The following is an 18,687-nucleotide window of genomic DNA, read 5'->3' as shown; positions in this document are numbered from 1 at the left end:
CGGCCACCAATGGACTAGGGAAAAACTCCCGCCGTGCAGGGGATTAACGTTGCAGTGGCAAGTAACTCTGTTTGAGCTGGCGCAAGACAAAGCTCGATTTGCTGTGGCGGATGCCGGGGATTTTATATAAACGCTCGCGCAGCAGGCGTTCGTAGTCGCGCGTGTCGCTGACGGCGATGCGCAGGTAGTAATCGTAGTCGCCGGAGACGAGAAACGCTTCCAGCACTTCCGGGATCATGGCCAGGGCGTGGCCGAATTCGAACAGGGCCTGGTCCGAATGGTCGTCCAGCGTGACTTGCACGATGACGGTGTCGGCCAGCCCCACCTTGGCCGCGTTGACGTTCACCGTATAGCCCTCGATGACGCCATCGTCTTCCATGCGCTTGATGCGCGCCCAGCATGGTGACGAGGTCAGGCCCACCCTGGCGCTCAGCTCGTGCAGGCTGATGCGGGCATCCTGCTGCAAGGCCGTCAGGATGGCGAGGTCGAATTTGTCCAGCTTCATTCTGTCATATCCTTATTTCACAGCAAATTTTACTGAATACTACATTCTATCCGAGAAAACCAGCAGCCTTTTCTGCCAGGGCAAGCAGAAAATAGACCCATGAAACCCGATCCCGCCCCCCTCCTCGCTCCCGCCCACGATCTTGCGCCGCGCAACGGCGCCAGCACCCTCATCGACACTCTGCTCGCCCTGGGCGTCGACACCGTCTTCGGCTACCCGGGCGGCGCCGTGCTGCCCCTGTACGACGCGCTGCACGCCCAGCCCCGTTTGCGCCACGTGCTGGTGCGCCACGAACAGGCAGCCGTGCACGCGGCCGAAGGTTATGCGCGCAGCACGGGCCGGCCCGGCGTCGTCTTCGTCACCTCCGGCCCCGGCATGAGCAACACCACCACGGGCTTGCTCGACGCCCTGTGCGATTCGATTCCCGTCATCTGCATCAGCGGCCAGGTGGCCACCACCAGCATCGGTACAAACGCCTTCCAGGAATGCGATGCGCTGGGCATTTCGCGCCCCGTCACCAAGTGGAACCGGCAGATCCGCACGGCAGAAGAAACGGCGGCCGTGGTGCAGGAAGCGTACGCGCAAGCCACGCAGGGAAGGCCCGGCCCCGTGCTGATCGATTTTCCCAAGGATATGCAGCTGGCGCAGGTCGCGGCAAGCACGCCGCTGCCGCCCGTCGCCGCAGCGGCCGCGCCCCTGCCCGACAGTACTGACCTGGAACGGGCCGCCAGCCTGATCGCCTCCGCGCGCCAGCCCGTGTTCTATGGCGGCGGGGGTCTCATCAATTCCGGCCTGGATGCCTGCGCCACCTTCGGCCAACTGGTCAAGCTGGCGGCCGCGCCCTGTACCCTGACCCTGCTGGGCCTGGGCGCCTTTCCCGCCTCGCACCCCGCCTTCCTGGGCATGCTGGGCATGCATGGCACGCTGGAAGCGAACCTGGCCATGCACCATGCGGACCTGATCGTCTGCGTCGGCGCCCGCTTCGACGACAGGGTCACGGGGCGCCTGGATGCCTTTTGTCCTGGCGCAAAGATCATCCACGTCGATATCGACCCGGCGTCGATAGACAAGGTGGTGCGCGCCGACGTGGCCCTGCGCGGCGACTGCGCGCCCGTGCTCACCGCCCTGCTGGCGCAGCTGCGCGGACGCTTGCTGGCGGACCGCCAGCCGTGGTGGCGGCGCATCGATGGCTGGCGCGCGCACAATTCGCTGGCCTTCGACGACACGCCGGAAGTGATCGCGCCGCAGGCGCTGATGCAGCGGCTGCAGGCGGCCCTGGACGGACAGGACGCCATCGTATCCACCGACGTGGGCCAGCACCAGATGTGGGCGGCGCAGCACTTGCGTTTCGAGCAGCCGCGCCGCTGGCTCACCTCGGGCGGCGCCGGCACCATGGGTTATGGCTTGCCGGCCGCCATCGGCGCGCAGGTCGCCCATCCCGGCAAGCGCGTCGTGTGTGTCAGCGGCGACGCCTCGATTTTGATGAATATCCAGGAACTGGCGACGGCAGTGCAGCACCGCCTGCCCGTCAAAGTGGTATTGTCGAACAATGGCTATATGGGCATGGTGCGCCAGTGGCAGGAGCTGCACCACGGCGAGCGCTACAGCCACAGCTACACGGAAGCGCTGCCCGATTTCGTCGCCCTGGCGCGTGCGTTTGGCTGGCAAGCGCACACGGTGAGCCGGCGCGAGGAACTCGATGCAGCGTTGGCCGCCTGCCTGGCATCCGAAGGCCCCTGCTTCCTCGACGTGCGCGTGCATGGCGCAGAAAACTGCTTCCCCATGATGGCGCCCGGCGCGGGCCACCATGAAGTCACCCTATCCAAGGGAAAAGTGTACAGCGAACGGTAGGTCGGATTAGCGGCAACGCCGCGTAATCCGACACCACCACCGGCCTCGCCAACGACGTTGTCGGATGACGGTCCTTCGGACCTCATCCGACCTACGCCCACACTCGGTAGACCCAGTAACTTTCATCATCGCGGCTGGCGCGCGCCAGTTCGGTGGGGCTCAAGCCCGTGATGGCGCGCACCTCGCGGCACAGATGGGCTTGGTCGGCGTAGCCGCCCTCGGCGGCGATATCGCTCCATGAAGCATTGCCTTGCAGCATGGCCTCGCGCGCGTCGAGAAACGACTGCTCCGCGCGGCGCATGCGGCGCAAGGTGCGCATGGGCTGGCCGGCCCAGGCCTTGATGCGGCGCTCGATATTGCGCACGCCGCTGGCCAGGCCCGTCGATGCCGCTTGCACACCCAGGCGGCGCACCCAGTCCTGCATGGCGCCGGCCGGATGGTCGCCATTTCCGCGCGCCACCGCCCAGCGCGGCGCCAGGAAGGCCTCCACCAGCGCGATGCGCGCCGCGTCGTCGGGTGCGGCCAGCACGGCATCGGACAGCGCCAGCCAGTCGGCATCGAACAGCGGTTCGAGCGGGCGCACCTGGTCGAACATAACTGCCATGTCGATGCCCGTCAGCGCGTGCAGGGCGGCCGGATACAGCATCACCATGAACGAGTGCACGGGGCCGGGGTTGTAGCTGACCAGCGGATAGCCGCGCGGGCCACTGAACAGGGCTGGCGGCATGCGCACATGCAGCAGGTCGGGGCCAGGTGCCGCCGCCTCGACCTCGCCAGCGACGGTCCACAGCAGGCAGCACATGGGCGTGGCGGGGAAACGGTTCAGGCGCTGCGCCGGCGGCAAGAGCGCACAGCCGGTGGTGTCGCGCACGAGGAAGGCGCGCACGCAGGAAGCGAGCGCGGTGCGCGGCGCGATCAGGCGGGTCAGGGGCGGTGGGGGCGTCTGGGCGGCAGGCATGGCGACGATTGTACCGGCAATTGCGGGCGCCGCGCGATGTCGTATTCGTTCAAGACGCGCGAACGCAAGCGCGCTACAGTCATGTCATCGTTCCCACTGAAACAGGAGCTTGTCATGCCACCACTCGACCACGCCGCCGCGCCCGCCACCACTCCGCCCCTGCGGCAGATCCGCCAATTGCCGGGGCCGTTTGCCCTGCCCATTATCGGCAACGCGCTGCAAGTGAAACTGCCGCGTATCCACCGCGACGTGGAAGGCTGGGTGCGGCGCTATGGCCCCTACGTACGCGCCTGGTTCGGCCGCACCCTGGTGCTGGTGGTGGCCGACAGCGAAGTCGTGGCTGCCGTGCTGCGCGACCGCCCGGATGGCTTCCGGCGCCCCTTGTCGAGCTATACGGTTTCGGTGGAAATGGGCGGCAACCCGGGCCTGTTCCTGGCCGAGGGCACGCAATGGCGCAACCAACGCCGCATGGTCATGGCCGGCCTGGCGCCGGGCGCCATCAAGGCCTACTTCCCGGCGCTGGTGACGGTGGCGCAGCGCCTGCAGCGACGCTGGCACATTGCCGCCACACAAGGCCAGGCGATCAGCCTCGATGGCGACCTGAAACGCTACACGGTCGACATCATCGCCGGCCTGGCCTTCGGCACGGCAGTCAATACGCTCGAATCGGGCGAGGACGTGATCCAGCGCCACCTCGATTCGATCCTGCCTGCCGTGGCGCGGCGCAGCCTGTCGATGCTGCCGTACTGGCGCTATGTCAAACTACCCGTCGACCGGCGCCTGGACCGCGACGTGGCGGCGCTGGACGTGGCCGTGGCCGACCTGGTGCGGCAAGCGCGGGCCCGCCTGGAGCACGATCCCGCGCGGCGCGTGCGCCCGCCCAACTTGCTCGAAGCCATGATCGCCGCCGCCGATGAAGCCGACAGTGGCGTGGACGACCGCGCCGTGGCCGGCAATGTGCTGACCATGCTGCTGGCGGGCGAAGACACGACGGCCAACACGCTGTCCTGGATGATTTACCTGCTGCAACGCCATCCGCACACCCTGGCCAAGGCGCGCGAGGAAGTGCGGCGTCTGGCGCCCGACGTGGCGCACTTCAGCCTGGCGCAAATGGACAGCCTCGACTATCTTGGCGCGTGCGCCAGCGAGGCCATGCGTCTGAAGCCGGTGGCGCCCTACATCCCGCTCGAAGCGCTGCGCGACACGGTGGTGGGGGACGTGGCCGTCCCCGCCGGCAGCATGCTGTGGTGCGTGATGCGCCATGACAGCGTGTCCGATGCGCACTTTCCCGACGCCCAGGCTTTCCGGCCCGAGCGCTGGCTGGCCGGCAATGAAGAAGCCAACGACAAGCGCGCCGCCATGCCCTTCGGCGCCGGGCTACGCACCTGCCCCGGCCGCTATCTGGCCTTGCTGGAAATCAAGATCGCCATGGCCATGCTGCTGGGCAGCTTCGACATCGCCGGCGTCGATACGCCCGATGGCGGCGAGGCACAGGAACTGATGGGCTTTGTGATGTCGCCCATCGGCCTGTCCATGCGCCTGGCGCGACCACAGTGATACCATGGGGAACATCTCATCTACTTGAATTCCCCATGACAATCCGCCTGGAATCGCCCCAGCAAGCCGATGTGCAGCTCCTGATCGCCGAGCTTGATGCCTATCAACAAACCCTGTATCCGGCCGAATGCGTGTACTCGCTGGACCTGGCGTCCGTGCCGCCGGACAGCCTGCTGTTTGCCGTTGCCCGCGATGCAGAAGGCACGGCGCGCGCCTGCGGCGCCATCGTCGTCACGCCCGATTTCGGCGAAGTCAAGCGCATGTATGTGCACCCGGACAGCCGCGGCCTGGGCCTGGCCAGGCGTCTGCTGGCCCTGCTGGAAGAACAGGCGCTGGCGCGCGGCTGCCGTTTGCTGACCTTGGAGACGGGCATCCACCAGCCTGCAGCCATCGCCCTGTACGCGCGCCACGGCTATCAACAGCGCGGACCGTACGGCGACTACCCCGACGATCCGTTCAGTGTCTTCATGGAAAAACCGCTGCAGGTGGCCGCATGAATGCGCCATCCGACAGCCTGCTCGACATCCGCGCGCGCCTGCGCGCCTTTGCCGCCGAGCGCGACTGGGACCAGTTCCACACGCCCAAAAACCTGGCCATGGCCCTGTCCGTGGAAGTGGCGGAACTGGCAGAGCACTACCAGTGGCTGCCCACGGGTGCGGACAGCGAGCTGGACGAAGCGACGCGCACGGGCATCCGCCACGAACTGGCAGACGTGCTGATGTACCTGGTGCGCCTGGCCGACAAGAGCGGCGTCGACCTGCATGCGGCCGTGCTGGAAAAGATGCTGCTCAACGCACAGAAGTACCCGGCGCAGCAGGTCCGCGGCGACGCGCGCAAATCGACGCAATACTGACAACCATGCGTGCGTGGCTGCCGCGCAAAAAGGCGTAGCATCAAGCCATGCGCATCCCTCTCTCCCTGCTGCTTGCTGGCTTGCTCGCTGGCTCACTGTCCAGCGCTGCTGCGCTGGCGCAAACCGCGTCCGTGCCGCAAGTGAAAGTGGACGCCACGCGCGACCCCGTCGACAAATCCTACCGCAAGATGCTGCAGGGCGTGGACCGCTTCGAGCGCGACCATGCGCTGGCGCCGCAGGCGACACTGCGCTTCCGTTTGCTGCCGCGCCAACCTGGCGTGGACATGAGAGGCGTGCAGCTGCGCATCGCCGGCGACACCATCAGCATTCCTCTGCCCTTGGCGGAGGACAACAGCTTTGCCCCCGTGCGCAACGCGCAAGCCGCGCGCGAGGATGCTATCCTGATCGCCAACCGCAGGGCTTCCACCATGAGCTGGCGCGCGCAGGTCATCACGCCCGGCTTGCCGCCCGGCACGCGGCGCCTGGGCGACTTGCGCCTGGAATGCCGCGCCGGCATGGATTCGGGCCTGATTTCAAACGACCCGCAAATCATCGCCTGGCTGTCCAGCATGCTCTACAGCACCGAAAAGGTGTGTTCCGAAGCGAACGGCAATTATTTGTTTTTCACGGACCGTCCCCTGTTTGGCGTAACCCTCGTGCATGGCGAGCGCCGCCTTGCCCTGCCGTTCACCATGCTGTACGCGGGCGGCGAGCAAACGCCCGCCTCACTGCCCTATTGCGATTGCCAGGTCTTGCTCGACCGCACGTATTACGCGCCCCTGTGGGACGCCAGCTGGCCCGACGATACCTTGCTGGAATTTACTTACATGGACGAGGTGGCGCCATGAAATGGCTGTCACTGATCATCTTGATAACGCTGGCCGCCTGCTCCGGCACGCGCGCATTACAGGCAAGCAAGACTGTGCCTTACGCCACCCTGGAGCAGGCGGTGCAGCCAGGCAGCAGCACGCGCGAGCAGGTGCGCGCGGCGCTAGGCGACAGCACGTCCATCCGTTTCGACAGCGGCAATGAAGTGTGGATGTACAACTACCCTGCCGCTGCGGGCGCGCAGGGAGAATATGTGATTTTGTTTGGCGGGGATGGGGTGGTGCAGAAGGTGCGCAGCGGGGAAGTGTATCGGGTAAAGCGGTAATGACTGTAGCGCGTAGCTGAAGGCGGGTAAATTGGGGGCAGACCCGACGGGGGGTATGCGCCCCAATGGGGAGCATACCGATCACGCAGTGACTGACCCCGGCATTTTGCTACCTCGCCTTTAACAGTGCCCTTGCCGTCACGCCCGCACCCACGCTGCGGCCCACGCCGGCAGCCTTGCGCTTGGGCGATGCCTTCAATTTAAAGATACCGATCGACTGGGCCACGCTGTCGGTGCGCCGCGCCAGGTTGGTGGCAGCCGCAGCGGCCTGCTCCACCAGCGCCGCATTCTGCTGCGTGATGCCGTCCATGTGGATAACGGCCTGGTTGACTTGACCGATGCCCTGGTTCTGCTCGCGCGTGGTGGAAGAAATCTCGTCCATCACTTCCGTCACGCGGGCCACCGAGGCAATCACTTCCGCCATGGTGGCGCCCGCATTGCTGGTCAGCACGCTGCCCGCATTCACGGTGGCGATCGAATGGTCGATCAGATTCTTGACTTCCTTGGCCGCCGTCGCCGAGCGCTGCGCCAGGCTGCGCACTTCACCGGCCACGACGGCGAAGCCGCGGCCATGCTCTCCCGCGCGCGCCGCTTCCACGGCCGCGTTCAAGGCCAGGATATTCGTCTGGAAAGCGATGCCGTCGATCAGGCCGATGATGTCGAGAATCTTGCGCGACGAAGTGCTGATTTCATTCATCGTGGTGACCACTTCACTGACGATGGTGCCGCCCTTGGCCGCGACGGTCGATGCCTGCACCGCCAGGTCGTTGGCCGTGGCAACGTGGTCGGCGCTGTTTTGCACCGTGGACGTCAATTCCTCCATGCTGGCCGCCGTCTGCTCCAGGCTGGAAGCCTGCGATTCCGTGCGGCTGGACAAGTCCATATTGCCGGTGGCAATTTCCGCCGTAGTGACGCGGATATCCTCGAAGTTGGCACGCACGTCGCCGATGATGCTGTGCAAGTTGATGTTGGTCTGGCGCAAGGCCGCCATCAATTGACCCATATCATCATCACGCACCTTGTCGATCACGCCCGTCAGGTCGCCACCTGCCATCTTGCGCGCCACCGTGATGGCGTCGCCCAGCGGCGCGACCAGCGAATTGTGCAGATGGGCCCAGAAATACAGCATCAGCGCGACAGCCGCGGCGGCCGCGCCACTGAGCCAGCTGCGCGTGGCCGTGCTCGTATCACCATCGATATTCCACACGGCGCAGCCGAGGATGGCCAGCACCACGCCAAAGACGATGCAATGCAGGGCCAGGTCTTGCGACAGGCTCAGCTTGCGCCACTCGGCCAGCTTGGCGGCCCAGCCCTGGCGCACAATGCGGCCCTTGCGAATCGCCAGCCTGGCGGTATTGCCATCTTTAAAACTTTTATACAGGGCTGCCGCTTCATTGATCTGCTCGCGCGTGGGCTTGGTACGCACGGACATATAGCCGATCGGACGGCCGTTTTCAATGACGGGGGTGATATTGGCGAAGACCCAATAAAAATCGCCATTCTTGCAGCGGTTCTTGACCATGCCAGTCCATGGCATGCCCGTCTTGATGGTATCCCACAGGTCGGCAAAGGCTTCGGCCGGCATATCGGGATGACGCAGGATATTCTGTGGCGCACCCAGCAGTTCCATTTCTGAAAAACCGCTGACTTCAATGAAATACTGATTGGCGTAATTGATGTTTCCCTTTAAATCCGTGGTGGAAACAATCGTCATGCCTTCATTTAATACGTATTCATTTTGCGTGATTGGCGTATTGACCCGCATCGTCGCTCCTCTATTTTTTTTCAACTAGCATAACAAAAACATAAAAACAATATACCACATCAAGCACCGGCAAGATATCGCCAAGGCGACAGTGATGCTGGTCAAACAATTTAATAAAAGTTAATTTATTTATGTTTTACAATTTACTTTGATTCAACTTAATTGATTTTATTGAAATGCGATATTCAAATTGAATGCACACACAATAATTAATAAAAATTTATGTAACGATGCGGCAGACAATAAATATGGTGTGTATGCCGATAAAAAGACGCGGAAGCATTGCAATCACTGGCGGCACTTGGCGACGCCTGCCGGCAGGCATGACTTAGCCATCATGAACATTTACTGAGGGAAAATAAAAAACTGGCGCGAACGCGCCAGTGGGGGATATGTCTCCAATCCGCGACACAGGCGCCGGAGCGCCCGTGGGGATGGCTTACTTGAATGTCTTACGCGGTGGCGACTTCGGACGCGGAGCCGCAGGCTTGCGTTCCGTCGTGCCGTCATCGAGGCTGATGCGCAATTTCTGGCCCGAGACCACGACCGATTTCAGGTGGTCGAGGATTTCCGGCGGCATGCCTTCCGGCAGGTCCAGCACGCTGTAGTTGTCAAAGATATCGATGCGGCCGATATGCTTGGCTTCCAGGTTCGCTTCGTTGGCGATGGCGCCGACGATGTTGCTTGGCGTCACGGCGTGCTCACGGCCCACTTCGATACGGTAAGCCGTCACGCCCGGGCGTGGACGTTCCTTCTTCGGCGCGCGCGGCGCTGGTGCTGCGTCGCCCGCGTCGGCCGGGGCATCCTTGAACGCTGGCGCGGACTTGGCGGCAAACGGCTTGCGCGGCGCGGCTGGCGGCGCCAGGTCCGGTGCATCGCCGTCGCGGCTGATGCGCAGCTGCTGGCCCGCTACCCACACGGTTTTCAGCTGGTCCAGCAATTCTTTCGGCATGCTGTCTGGCAAGTCCAGGACGCTGTAATCGTCATAGATTTCGATGCGGCCGATATTTTTAGAATCGATGCCCGCTTCGTTGGCGATGGCGCCCACGATATTGCCCGGTTTCACGCCATGCTGATGACCTACCTCAATACGGAAAGTTTGCATGCCGGCGTCGGCTGGACGTTGAATGCGTTCCTTTTTCGGGAAGGCCGGGCGTTCGCCACGCTCGCTGCGCTCGTTACGCTCGAAGCGGTCGCCCCGTTCCGGACGATCGTTGCGCTCGAAACGGTCCTGGCGCACAGGACGGTCGTCTTGCCACGTGGCTTGCTCGCGCGCCTTGTTCTTGTCCAGCAACAAAGGCACATTGCCACGCGCCATCTTCGCCAGGGCGGCGGCGATTTCGATGGCGGGAATGTTCTTTTCGCGTTCAAGATCTTCGATCAGCGACTGGAACTGCTCCAGTTCGCCCAGGGCCAGGGTTTCGCTGATCTGTTCCTTGAACTTAGCGATACGCACGTCGTTGACGGCCTGGATCGTTGGCAGTTCCAGCATGCTGATCGGCTGGCGAGTCGAGCGTTCGATGGCTTTCAGCAAGTTCTTTTCACGCGGGGTGATGAACAGAATCGCTTCGCCGCTGCGGCCAGCGCGGCCAGTGCGGCCGATGCGGTGAGTATAGCTTTCCGGATCGTGCGGCACGTCGTAGTTGACGACGTGGCTGATGCGCTCGACGTCCAGGCCGCGGGCGGCCACGTCGGTTGCCACGAGGATGTCGATCTTGCCGTCTTTCAACTGCTGGATCGTGCGCTCGCGCTGCGCTTGCTGGATGTCGCCATTGATGGCGGCAGCCGAGAAGCCGCGGGCTTGCAGTTTGCCAGCCAGCTCTTCCGTGCCCAGCTTGGTGCGGGCGAAGATGATCATGCCGTCAAACGCTTCCGCTTCCAGGATGCGGGTCAACGCGTCGAGCTTGTGCATGCCCGACACCAGCCAGTAGCGCTGGCGGATGTTGTCGGCCGTGCCCGTCTTGGCGGCAACCGTCACTTCGGCCGGGTTCACCAGGTACGTCGTGGCAATGCGTTTGATGACGGAAGGCATGGTGGCCGAGAACAGGGCCGTTTGATGGCCATCCGGCGTTTCTTTCAAGATACGTTCGACATCGTCGATAAAGCCCATGCGCAGCATTTCATCGGCTTCGTCGAGCACCAGCGTTTTCAGCTTGGACAGGTCGAGCGAACCCTTGTCCAGGTGATCGATGACGCGGCCAGGGGTGCCAACGATGACGTGCACACCGCGGCGCAAGGCCGACAGTTGCGGACCGTAGCTTTGGCCGCCGTAGATCGGCAGTACATGGAAGCCGGGGATGTGGGCAGCGTACACCTGGAACGCTTCGGCGACCTGGATGGCCAGTTCGCGCGTCGGTGCCAGGACCAGGGCTTGGGGTGAGCTTTGTTTCAGATCAATGCGCGACAGGATAGGCAAGGCGAAGGCGGCGGTCTTACCCGTGCCTGTTTGCGCCTGGCCCAGCACGTCGCGGTTAGCGAGCAACAATGGAATCGTGGCCGCCTGGATAGGCGACGGTGTTTCGTAACCGACATCCTTGAGCGCGCGAATCAGCGGCTCGCTCAGGTTGAGGTCGGAAAATAAGGAAATTGGTGTATCAGACATGAAATCACTCACAAGTTCGCTCGAATCGCCCAATGCGAAAGAGTGTATCTGCTAGTTTACTCTTTACTGGACCTTACCGGGTGGCTGCATGCCGCAGAACGCCGTTTTTTGCGGCATATGGACCGAAAAAAGGCAGAAAAATCGCTGATCCGCACGCAATTGGCGCGTGATTTAGCTAACTTTTGCCAACATTAAACGATACACAACAATGTGCCACCTGCGCCTGTTTTGCGCGGCAACGGCAACGGCGGGCGCCTCGCCACTATGGCGCCCGCCCCTTTTCAGGTGCGCAGGAACTCCAGCAAGTCTTCATTCAGGCGGTCCTTGTGCGTTGTCGCCAGGCCGTGCGGCGCGCCCGCATACACGAGCAATTTGCTGCCGATGACGAGCTCAGCCGTGCGCCGCGCGGAGGCGGCGATGGGCACGATCTGATCGTCGTCGCCATGGATCACCAAAGTCGGCACGTCGAACCTGGCCAGGTCGCCGGTGAAATCCGTTTCTGAAAATTGCTTGATGCACAGATAGGATGCCGGCATGCCGGCCTGCATGCCTTGACGCCAGAAACTGTCGCGCACGCCCTGCGACGGCTTTGCATCGGGCCGGTTGTAGCCATAGAAGGCCTCGCTCAAGTCGCGGAAGAATTGGCTGCGGTCGGCCTGCACGCCCGCGCGAATGGCGTCAAAGGTGGACAGCGGCAAGCCCGTCGGGTTGTCCGGCGTCTGCAGCATCAGGGGCGGCACGGCGCCGACCAGCACCGCGCCCGCCAGGCGGTCCGTACCATGGCGGCCGATGTAGCGCGCCACCTCGCCGCCGCCCGTCGAGTGACCGACCAGGGTGGCTCCCGTCAAGTCCAGCGCCTCGATCAAGGCGGCCAGGTCGTCGGCATAAGTATCCATGTCGTTGCCGTCGAAGGGCTGGCTGGAGCGGCCATGGCCGCGCCGGTCGTGCGCGATGACGCGGTAGCCATGCGAGGCCAGATAAAACATCTGGTCTTCCCAGGCGTCGGACGACAGTGGCCAGCCGTGGCTGAAGACGACGGGCGGACCGCTGCCCCAGTCCTTGTAGTAGATCAGGGTGCCGTCGGCGGTACGCAGGGTATTGCTCGATTGCAAGTCAGTGGCAGTCATGAAACGCTCCTTGTCGGTGGGCCAACTGCCATTGTGGCCGCAATGTCGCGCACACGCCGCGCGCTACGCTGGGCATTGCGGTAGAGTAAGATTGCCGCTGCTTTGCTTTCCCGTATTCACTTTTGGAGTTGTCATGCGTTTTCCCTACGTCCTCGCCGCCAGCCTGTTCAGCACGGCCGCCCTCGCCCAACCGCTCGTTGCCGAAGCGCCCCTGCGCGCTCATCTGTCCTTCCTGGCCGACGATTTGCTCGAAGGACGCGGCACGGGCCAGCGCGGCGGCGACCTGGCCGTGCGCTACCTGGAAACCCAGGCGGCCGTGGCCGGCTTGCAGCCATTGAAGGATGGCACGTACCGCCAGGCGCTGAGCATCGTCGGCAGCAAGGCCTTGCCATCAAGCAAGGTGACGTTCAGCGTCGGCGGCAAGACCCTCGCTCCCGCATTCGGCAAGGACATCGTCTTTGGTGCCGCCAATGGCAAGGACAAGGTGGCATTCGACGCGCCCGTCGTGTTTGCCGGCTACGGTATCCGTGCTCCCGAAGAGCGCTGGGACGATTTCAAGGGTGTAGATTTAAAAGGAAAGTTGCTCATCATGATGGTCAACGATCCGCAGCCGACCGCTGCCGAGCCGAAGCGCTTTGCCGGCAAGTCCCTCACATATTACGGCCGCTGGGTCTACAAGTACGAGGAAGCGCTGCGCCAGGGCGCCGCCGGCGTCTTGCTGATCCATACGACCGAGTCCGCTTCGTATCCGTGGTCGGTGCCCGCCAATGGCTTCGGCCACGAGCGCTTCAGCCTGGCTGGCGCGGGCAATGCCATGGAAGGCTGGCTGCAGGAAGACACGGCGCGCGCCCTGTTCCAGGCGGGCGGACAGGATCTGGACGCCTTGCGCGCACAGGCGGAAACGCGCGAGTTCCGCCCCGTGGCCCTGAATGCCACGGTCAAAGTGCAAGTCGACAGCCAGATCCGCAGCATCGAGCAATTCAACGTGGCCGGCATCGTGCCGGGCACGGACCCGAAACTGAAGGACGAAGCCGTCATTTACTCGGCCCACTGGGACCACCTGGGCAAAGATGACGAAGGCAACGGCCGCAGCGGCCAGAGTGACCATATCTACAACGGCGCCATCGACAACGCCTCGGGCGCGGCGGCCCTGCTGGCCATGGCGCAGGTGGCCGTGAAACAGCCGGCGCGCCGCACGCAGATCTTCCTGTGGCCGGCCGGCGAGGAAACGGGCATGCTGGGCAGCACGGCCTACACGCGCGCGCCCCTGTGGCCGCTGGCCAAGACGGCCGCCGACCTGAACCTCGACAGCATGAATTTCGTCGGCAAGACGCACGACATCGGCGTGGCCGGCGCCGAGCGCAGCAGCCTGTACGCGAGCGCCGCCAAGGTAGCCAGGCGCATGGGCCTGCGCCTGGCGCCGACGATACCCGACCTGTCCGGCGCCTTTTACCGGGCCGACCATTTTGCCTTCGCCAAAGCTGGCGTGCCCGCCTTCAACGTGGGCTCGGCCGTGTTTTCCGGCGACGGCTCGTTCGACTTCGTGCAGGCGCCGAAAGCCTCCGGCGAGCGCCTGGTCGCGTTTAAAAAGGATTACCATCAGGTAACAGATGAATACCACCCGTCGTGAGACTTGTCGGGCATGGTGCAGCAGGCGCAATTCACCCTGAACCTCGGCTATGAAGTGGCAAACGACAAGAATTTGCCTACTTGGAACAAGGGCGAGGCGTTTGGAAAGGTGAAGCGGTAACGTCTAGCGTAGGTCGGATTAGCGGGGCCGCCGAGGTGGGGCATCGCCCTGCGTAATCCGACATCATTGTTGGCGCCGGTGGTGGTGTCGGATTAAGCGGCGTAGCCGCTAATCCGACCTACACTGGTTGATTCAAATCGCCATGATGCGTTTCAGGTCGATGAACGCCGTTTCATACAAATGTTGAAACGCGCCCACCATGACCTCTTCCACACCCTCGGCCGCGTCGAACTCGCTAGACCATTCCGCCACGCACTCATTTGCGCCCGGCTCGCCCGTGACGCGCAGGGTGGAACGGTAATTCTTGACGGGGATCGGGCCCGAGACGATGGTGTAGCTGTAGCTCTTGTCCGCCTCGCTGTAGCTTTGCAGGCGTTCGGCGATGATGGCGCCGTCCGTGGTTTTCAGGCGGCGCACGCGGCCGCCATGCTCGGACAGGCTGGTTTTGATCGAGCTCGACCATTCAGCCAGCGACTGGAAGCCGCCGATAAAATCCCACACGCGTTCGGCGCTTGCCGCCAATGTTACAGAAACAATTACTTGGGCCATCTTTAATTCGGTTCCTCATCCAGGTTTGCCGGGCAACTCCGCCCGGCCGGCCGGAGTTGCCCGGCACAGCCGCTATTTTAGCGCCCATGCGGCTTTGCTGCTGAGCGCGCGTTGGGCTAGACAATAGCGGCTGGCCAGCCTGGCGAGGAAGTCTTACAAGTTTTCCGCCAGGAAAATCAAGGAATTGCCGTGCGCGTGGGCTGCGGCGCGCTGCTGGTAGCTGTCGCGGTGGGTGCAATTGAAACCGTGCTCGGCGCCCGGGTAGATATGGATTTCCACGTCTTGCCGGTCGTCGAAGCGTTCGGCGATCTTTTGCACGGCGTCAAGCGGGATGTGGCTGTCCTGGTCGCCGAAATGCATGAGCAGCGGCACCTTGATCCGGTCGGCCAGGTCCAGCTTGTTCTGGATGCCGCCGCCGTAATAAGCGATGGCCGCGTCGACCAGGCCGGCCGCAGCCGTTTGAAACGACAAACGGCCGCCGAAGCAGTAGCCGACCGAGGCCAGCTTGCCCGTCACTTCCGGGCGCGCGCGCAAGACGGCAACGGTGGCGGCGATATCGGCGTCGGCATGCGGATTATCGGTGGCCTGCATCAATTCCACGGCGCGCTTCCAGCCGTCCGCGTCATAGCCCAGCTCGATGTGCGCGCCAGCGCGCCAGAACAGGTCGGGCACCAGCACCACGTAGCCATCGGCCGCGTACTGGTCGGCCACGGCGCGGATGTGCTCGTTGACGCCGAAAATTTCCTGCAACAGGATGATGGCGGGGCCCTTGCCCACATGCGGCACGGCCAGATAAGCCTGGAAGCTGCCGTCCGGGCCGGCGATATCGATCCACTGCGAAGTTGTGCTCATAGAAACTCCAGTCTGAGGTTGAGGGGAATGCCACAGCCAGGCATGTTACTGGTTTTTTACCCTGTCTGCGCCCGCCCATTGTCCAGGCTCAATACATCTCGCGCAGATAAATCACGGGGCCCGATCTGAGGATGCCAAAGACGACGACGCCCACCGTGCTACCCAGGTAGGGATGGTTGCCCACGGAAACGTCCACGCTGCCGGCCTTGCCAGCACCAGGCGCCAGCAAGGTCAGGCGATTGAACTGCGGCAGTGCACCTTGCACGACGGCATAGGTCCGGTCATCTGCGACCAGCGCAGCGCAATCCAGGGTTTTCTTGCAATTGGCCAGCACCACGTGCGACTTGTAGAACGCACTGATGCTGTCAAGCAGATTCGTCGTCCATTTCTTGCCATTCCAGTACTGGACTTGCACGGCCAGCCGGACTGGCAGCAACTCCGAGCCATAGCCATGAGCTACCTGCCATTGCCCCGACAGCACAGTCATCCGTGCCTCGTTCTGTATCAATGCCGACTTTGAACTGACGACGGTACCGCCGGGATACGTGCTGCTGGCGCGCCAGCGCACGTCGGTAGGCGCCACCTTCACCGGCACGCCTGCCTTGCCCGGAAATCGGTAGGCGACCATGGGCGAGGCGACGCCGAGGGTGAATTTCGCGGGCGCCACGCCGGTGACGGTATTTTGCTCCTTCTTGCCGTCGGTGAGGCGGCTGCTGCCATCAGGAGTGCTCGGCGGAAAGGAAATCGTGCCCGTGGCCGCATCCCAGCCTTCGAGCAACACGGGCGCCAGGGCGCTCGGATTGAGCTCATCATAATTTTGGGTCGTCGTCTCCCCAAGGGCGCGCGCCGTCACGCGCACGCCTATGGCCTGCCCCGAGTAGGCGTAGCGGCCTTTTTCCCCATCGTCGGCACAGGTGAGCGGCGCGGCGCATGGCGTGGCGATGCTGTCGGCAGCGCCGGTCCTGATCAGTTCGGTGATGAAGTGGTGCGGGATGAGCTGCACCGCCTTGCTCACGCTCGATGCCAAGGGCAAGTCCGGCACCGTAGCGTTGGCATCCAGGTAGCCGTTGCGATTGGCCAATTTGAAGGCGATGGTGATCGTTCCCACTTCCGGCCAGCTCATGTCGCTGCTGGCAACGTTACCATTCTGGAAAACCAAGCCACCCTGAATGTCCGGCTTGGCTGGTTTGCTCATTTCGATCGCCGTCGGCCTGACCAGGCTGGCCAGCGTAGGCAGCGCCGTCTCTGCTATCTTTTCATTGCCGAAATTCGGCGTCAACTGGTCCACGTTATTGAGCGCGCTCATGCTGACCGTCACGGGCGCGCCCGCGCGTTGGAGAGTAGCGATGGTAACGGGGCCGAACTTGGCCGGCACGACGATGACGCTACCGCTGCCCGTCATGCTCAAGCCGGCGTCGCCCGTAGTGGCCGACCCCGCATAGGTGGCCTTCAAATTCAGCTGCCCCACATCCGCGTAGGACATAGTGGCCGTGGCGACGCCCTGGCCATTGAACGCCAGGTTGACGGTCTTCCCCAAGGCACTGCAAGCACTGCTGTTATCCGCCGCCAGGGCGATGAAGCCACCCGTGCCTTTGACGAAGACGGGCAAGCTGCCGCTGGCGGGATTGCTGTAGCCGCAAGTGAGCGTCAAGTCCTTGTTTTTATTCGCAAACAGGGGCACGCAGGCTTGCTGGTCTCCGCTGGCCTGCACGGCGCTGATGCCAAACGCCTGTTGTTTGGCAGAGACGTGGTTGACGGGAGTGACAATCAAACCTGTTGCCGCGAACGCCATGTCGCAGCTATTGCTATTGTCCGAGCTGCGCTTGCACACGAGCGCACCCGTGGTGCCGGTCACGCTCGTCAGGCTCAAGGTGGCCGTGCCGGCCGTGTACTGGCGCACGCTGGCCGTTGCCACGCCGCTGCTGCCTATCTGCGTCGCCGTGCCGCCAGGGCTGACGGTGACATTCGCGCCGTTCGTGTACTTCGCGCTGCAGGCGGCATCCGCGCACGCCGTCACTGTTACCGTCTGCGGCGCGCACGTCAGGGCCGTGCCTGAATGGTCGATCTGAAAATGGTGCGGCCCCGCCTGCGTGCCAGGACCGCACTTCGGCCCCATCGGTTCATTGAAGGTCCAGCCACTGTTGTTCGTCACGCAGCTGCACGGATTGGACGGCGTGTAGGCCTTGCAGGTAATGGTCTGCTGCACCCGGCCGTGATATCCCAATGTAATGTGATCGACCAAGGCGTTGCCGGTGATGGTCGCATCGGAATTCCCAAGGGTCACGTTTCCACCTTCTACATTGCCCTTGATGGTAGCTTTGTTCTCAACGACCAGCGTCTGGGATGCCTTGACATCGCCCGTCACAACCAGGTCCGTCGACTTGAGTTGGATGGAAGGGGCAGTCAGGTTGCCCGTCACCTTGCTTGCAGACTCGATCAAGAGCGAGGTGCTGGCGGTGATGCTGCCATCAATAACGACAGCGGAAGCGGTAACGATGGTGGTACCGGTAATAGCCCCCGTGACATTCACTCTCGATGCGAGATTTATTGGCCCTGTCGAGCTAATACCGTTTGTGACCTTGGCATCAGCCTCGATGGCCACGGAGCCGCCCTGGATAGCGCCATTCACGGTCGAACGGGCAGAGATAGTGACGGCACCCGTTGTATTAAGATTGCCTGTCACGCTGATCGGACTACCACCCAGCTTGATCGACGACGCTATGATATTGGCGACTATGTTTTGCCCGTTCTGCCCGCCTGCGATGAAAGTGCCGCCATTGGCGATAATGGTACCGCCACTTATTTTTAAACTCGATGGCGGGTTGTCGCTGACATTGATATCTCCCTTGGCCGTCAGGGTAGCTGTGCCTCTCATCGTCAAGCCTTGGTTATACGTTATGGTCACAGGACTGTTGACTACAACGCTGATGCCAGTACCAATAACGACGGCGTCGTTCCACTCCATCGCCAGGGACGCGCAGGTATACTCTGTCCTGGCTTCGTTCACGTTGCAGCCAGCGACAGCGCCGCCATCGAAATTAAGGGTGGCCGCCTGGGCCATGCCGGTCGATAACAAGAAGAACAAACCAAGGAAAAAAATGTGTATGCGCACGATGTTCAGAAATCGGATAAATGGGAGGTGGCGGGCGGCATATTAACTATCTC

14 protein-coding genes and 1 pseudogene are annotated in these 18,687 nt (G+C 62.9%); 7 read left to right on the top strand and 8 right to left on the bottom strand.

Annotation, left to right across the window (positions count from 1 at the left end; genetic code table 11):
* Window positions 1-43 precede the first annotated feature (43 nt).
* Window positions 44-505, bottom strand: coding sequence for an Lrp/AsnC family transcriptional regulator (locus tag CLU92_RS22820; RefSeq protein ID WP_101483722.1), 462 nt, complete (start codon window positions 503-505; stop codon window positions 44-46).
* Window positions 506-604: 99 nt separating this feature from the next.
* Between CLU92_RS22820 and ilvB the strand changes: the two genes are divergently transcribed.
* Window positions 605-2,356 (top strand): biosynthetic-type acetolactate synthase large subunit, encoded by a 1,752-nt coding sequence (gene ilvB, locus CLU92_RS22815; protein ID WP_101483721.1) that lies wholly within the window; start codon window positions 605-607, stop codon window positions 2,354-2,356.
* Between the two features lie 91 nt (window positions 2,357-2,447).
* Here ilvB and CLU92_RS22810 read toward each other — a convergent pair whose 3' ends face one another.
* Window positions 2,448-3,314: an AraC family transcriptional regulator gene (locus CLU92_RS22810; protein WP_243857867.1), complete on the bottom strand. Its 867-nt coding sequence runs from the start codon at window positions 3,312-3,314 to the stop codon at window positions 2,448-2,450.
* A 114-nt stretch (window positions 3,315-3,428) separates the two neighbouring features.
* Between CLU92_RS22810 and CLU92_RS22805 the strand changes: the two genes are divergently transcribed.
* Genes CLU92_RS22805 through bamE form a run of 5 tightly spaced genes read left to right on the top strand, consistent with a single transcriptional unit; the run spans window position 3,429 to window position 6,877 of the window.
* Complete coding sequence (locus CLU92_RS22805; protein ID WP_257561411.1) at window positions 3,429-4,871, top strand: cytochrome P450; 1,443 nt, start codon at window positions 3,429-3,431, stop codon at window positions 4,869-4,871.
* A gap of 35 nt (window positions 4,872-4,906) precedes the next feature.
* Complete coding sequence (locus CLU92_RS22800) at window positions 4,907-5,368, top strand: GNAT family N-acetyltransferase (RefSeq protein WP_101483719.1); 462 nt, start codon at window positions 4,907-4,909, stop codon at window positions 5,366-5,368.
* Entirely contained in the window at window positions 5,365-5,724 is a 360-nt protein-coding gene (locus CLU92_RS22795; protein WP_101483718.1) for a nucleotide pyrophosphohydrolase, read from the top strand. The genes CLU92_RS22800 and CLU92_RS22795 overlap by 4 nt, the downstream gene beginning before the upstream one ends.
* Before the next feature lie 47 nt (window positions 5,725-5,771).
* Window positions 5,772-6,572, top strand: a complete 801-nt coding sequence (locus CLU92_RS22790; protein WP_101483717.1) for a hypothetical protein — start codon at window positions 5,772-5,774, stop codon at window positions 6,570-6,572.
* Entirely contained in the window at window positions 6,569-6,877 is a 309-nt protein-coding gene (bamE, locus tag CLU92_RS22785) for an outer membrane protein assembly factor BamE (RefSeq protein ID WP_101483716.1), read from the top strand. Before CLU92_RS22790 ends, bamE begins: the two co-directional genes overlap by 4 nt.
* A gap of 109 nt (window positions 6,878-6,986) precedes the next feature.
* Here bamE and CLU92_RS22780 read toward each other — a convergent pair whose 3' ends face one another.
* The 3 genes from CLU92_RS22780 to CLU92_RS22770 form a co-directional block, all read right to left on the bottom strand.
* Entirely contained in the window at window positions 6,987-8,642 is a 1,656-nt protein-coding gene (locus CLU92_RS22780; RefSeq protein WP_101483715.1) for a PAS domain-containing methyl-accepting chemotaxis protein, read from the bottom strand.
* A 439-nt stretch (window positions 8,643-9,081) separates the two neighbouring features.
* On the bottom strand, window positions 9,082-11,244 hold the full coding sequence (locus tag CLU92_RS22775) for a DEAD/DEAH box helicase (protein ID WP_101484840.1): 2,163 nt from the start codon (window positions 11,242-11,244) through the stop codon (window positions 9,082-9,084).
* Window positions 11,245-11,525: 281 nt separating this feature from the next.
* Entirely contained in the window at window positions 11,526-12,371 is an 846-nt protein-coding gene (locus CLU92_RS22770) for an alpha/beta fold hydrolase (protein ID WP_101483714.1), read from the bottom strand.
* 133 nt (window positions 12,372-12,504) lie between these two features.
* On the opposite strand from CLU92_RS22770, the pseudogene CLU92_RS22765 reads away from it, so the two are divergent.
* A pseudogene (locus CLU92_RS22765) lies at window positions 12,505-14,121 on the top strand (M28 family peptidase).
* A gap of 132 nt (window positions 14,122-14,253) precedes the next feature.
* Here the strand turns inward: CLU92_RS22765 and CLU92_RS22760 are convergent.
* The 3 genes from CLU92_RS22760 to CLU92_RS22750 form a co-directional block, all read right to left on the bottom strand.
* Complete coding sequence (locus CLU92_RS22760; RefSeq protein WP_101483713.1) at window positions 14,254-14,670, bottom strand: SRPBCC family protein; 417 nt, start codon at window positions 14,668-14,670, stop codon at window positions 14,254-14,256.
* Window positions 14,671-14,823: 153 nt separating this feature from the next.
* Window positions 14,824-15,522, bottom strand: coding sequence for a dienelactone hydrolase family protein (locus tag CLU92_RS22755; RefSeq protein ID WP_101483712.1), 699 nt, complete (start codon window positions 15,520-15,522; stop codon window positions 14,824-14,826).
* 88 nt (window positions 15,523-15,610) lie between these two features.
* On the bottom strand, window positions 15,611-18,397 hold the full coding sequence (locus tag CLU92_RS22750; protein WP_180338572.1) for a DUF6701 domain-containing protein: 2,787 nt from the start codon (window positions 18,395-18,397) through the stop codon (window positions 15,611-15,613).
* Window positions 18,398-18,687: the final 290 nt, after the last annotated feature.

Source organism: Janthinobacterium sp. 61, assembly GCF_002846335.1.
Classification (GTDB): domain Bacteria; phylum Pseudomonadota; class Gammaproteobacteria; order Burkholderiales; family Burkholderiaceae_D; genus Janthinobacterium.
Note: the sequence above shows the minus strand (reverse complement) of the source record. Positions and strands in the feature narration are given on the sequence as shown.

Excerpts from the sequence above, each read along its gene's own strand:
- CLU92_RS22790 (WP_101483717.1), top strand. The coding sequence starts at position 5,772 with ATGCGCATCCCTCTCTCCCTGCTGCTTGCTGGCTTGCTCGCTGGCTCA.
- CLU92_RS22820 (WP_101483722.1), bottom strand. The coding sequence starts at position 505 with ATGAAGCTGGACAAATTCGACCTCGCCATCCTGACGGCCTTGCAGCAG.
- CLU92_RS22795 (WP_101483718.1), top strand. The coding sequence starts at position 5,365 with ATGAATGCGCCATCCGACAGCCTGCTCGACATCCGCGCGCGCCTGCGC.
- CLU92_RS22760 (WP_101483713.1), bottom strand. The coding sequence starts at position 14,670 with ATGGCCCAAGTAATTGTTTCTGTAACATTGGCGGCAAGCGCCGAACGC.
- CLU92_RS22810 (WP_243857867.1), bottom strand. The coding sequence starts at position 3,314 with ATGCCTGCCGCCCAGACGCCCCCACCGCCCCTGACCCGCCTGATCGCG.
- CLU92_RS22805 (WP_257561411.1), top strand. The coding sequence starts at position 3,429 with ATGCCACCACTCGACCACGCCGCCGCGCCCGCCACCACTCCGCCCCTG.
- CLU92_RS22750 (WP_180338572.1), bottom strand. The coding sequence starts at position 18,397 with ATGAGAGGCACAGCTACCCTGACGGCCAAGGGAGATATCAATGTCAGC.
- CLU92_RS22770 (WP_101483714.1), bottom strand. The coding sequence starts at position 12,371 with ATGACTGCCACTGACTTGCAATCGAGCAATACCCTGCGTACCGCCGAC.
- CLU92_RS22780 (WP_101483715.1), bottom strand. The coding sequence starts at position 8,642 with ATGCGGGTCAATACGCCAATCACGCAAAATGAATACGTATTAAATGAA.
- ilvB (WP_101483721.1), top strand. The coding sequence starts at position 605 with ATGAAACCCGATCCCGCCCCCCTCCTCGCTCCCGCCCACGATCTTGCG.
- bamE (WP_101483716.1), top strand. The coding sequence starts at position 6,569 with ATGAAATGGCTGTCACTGATCATCTTGATAACGCTGGCCGCCTGCTCC.
- CLU92_RS22800 (WP_101483719.1), top strand. The coding sequence starts at position 4,907 with ATGACAATCCGCCTGGAATCGCCCCAGCAAGCCGATGTGCAGCTCCTG.
- CLU92_RS22755 (WP_101483712.1), bottom strand. The coding sequence starts at position 15,522 with ATGAGCACAACTTCGCAGTGGATCGATATCGCCGGCCCGGACGGCAGC.
- CLU92_RS22775 (WP_101484840.1), bottom strand. The coding sequence starts at position 11,244 with ATGTCTGATACACCAATTTCCTTATTTTCCGACCTCAACCTGAGCGAG.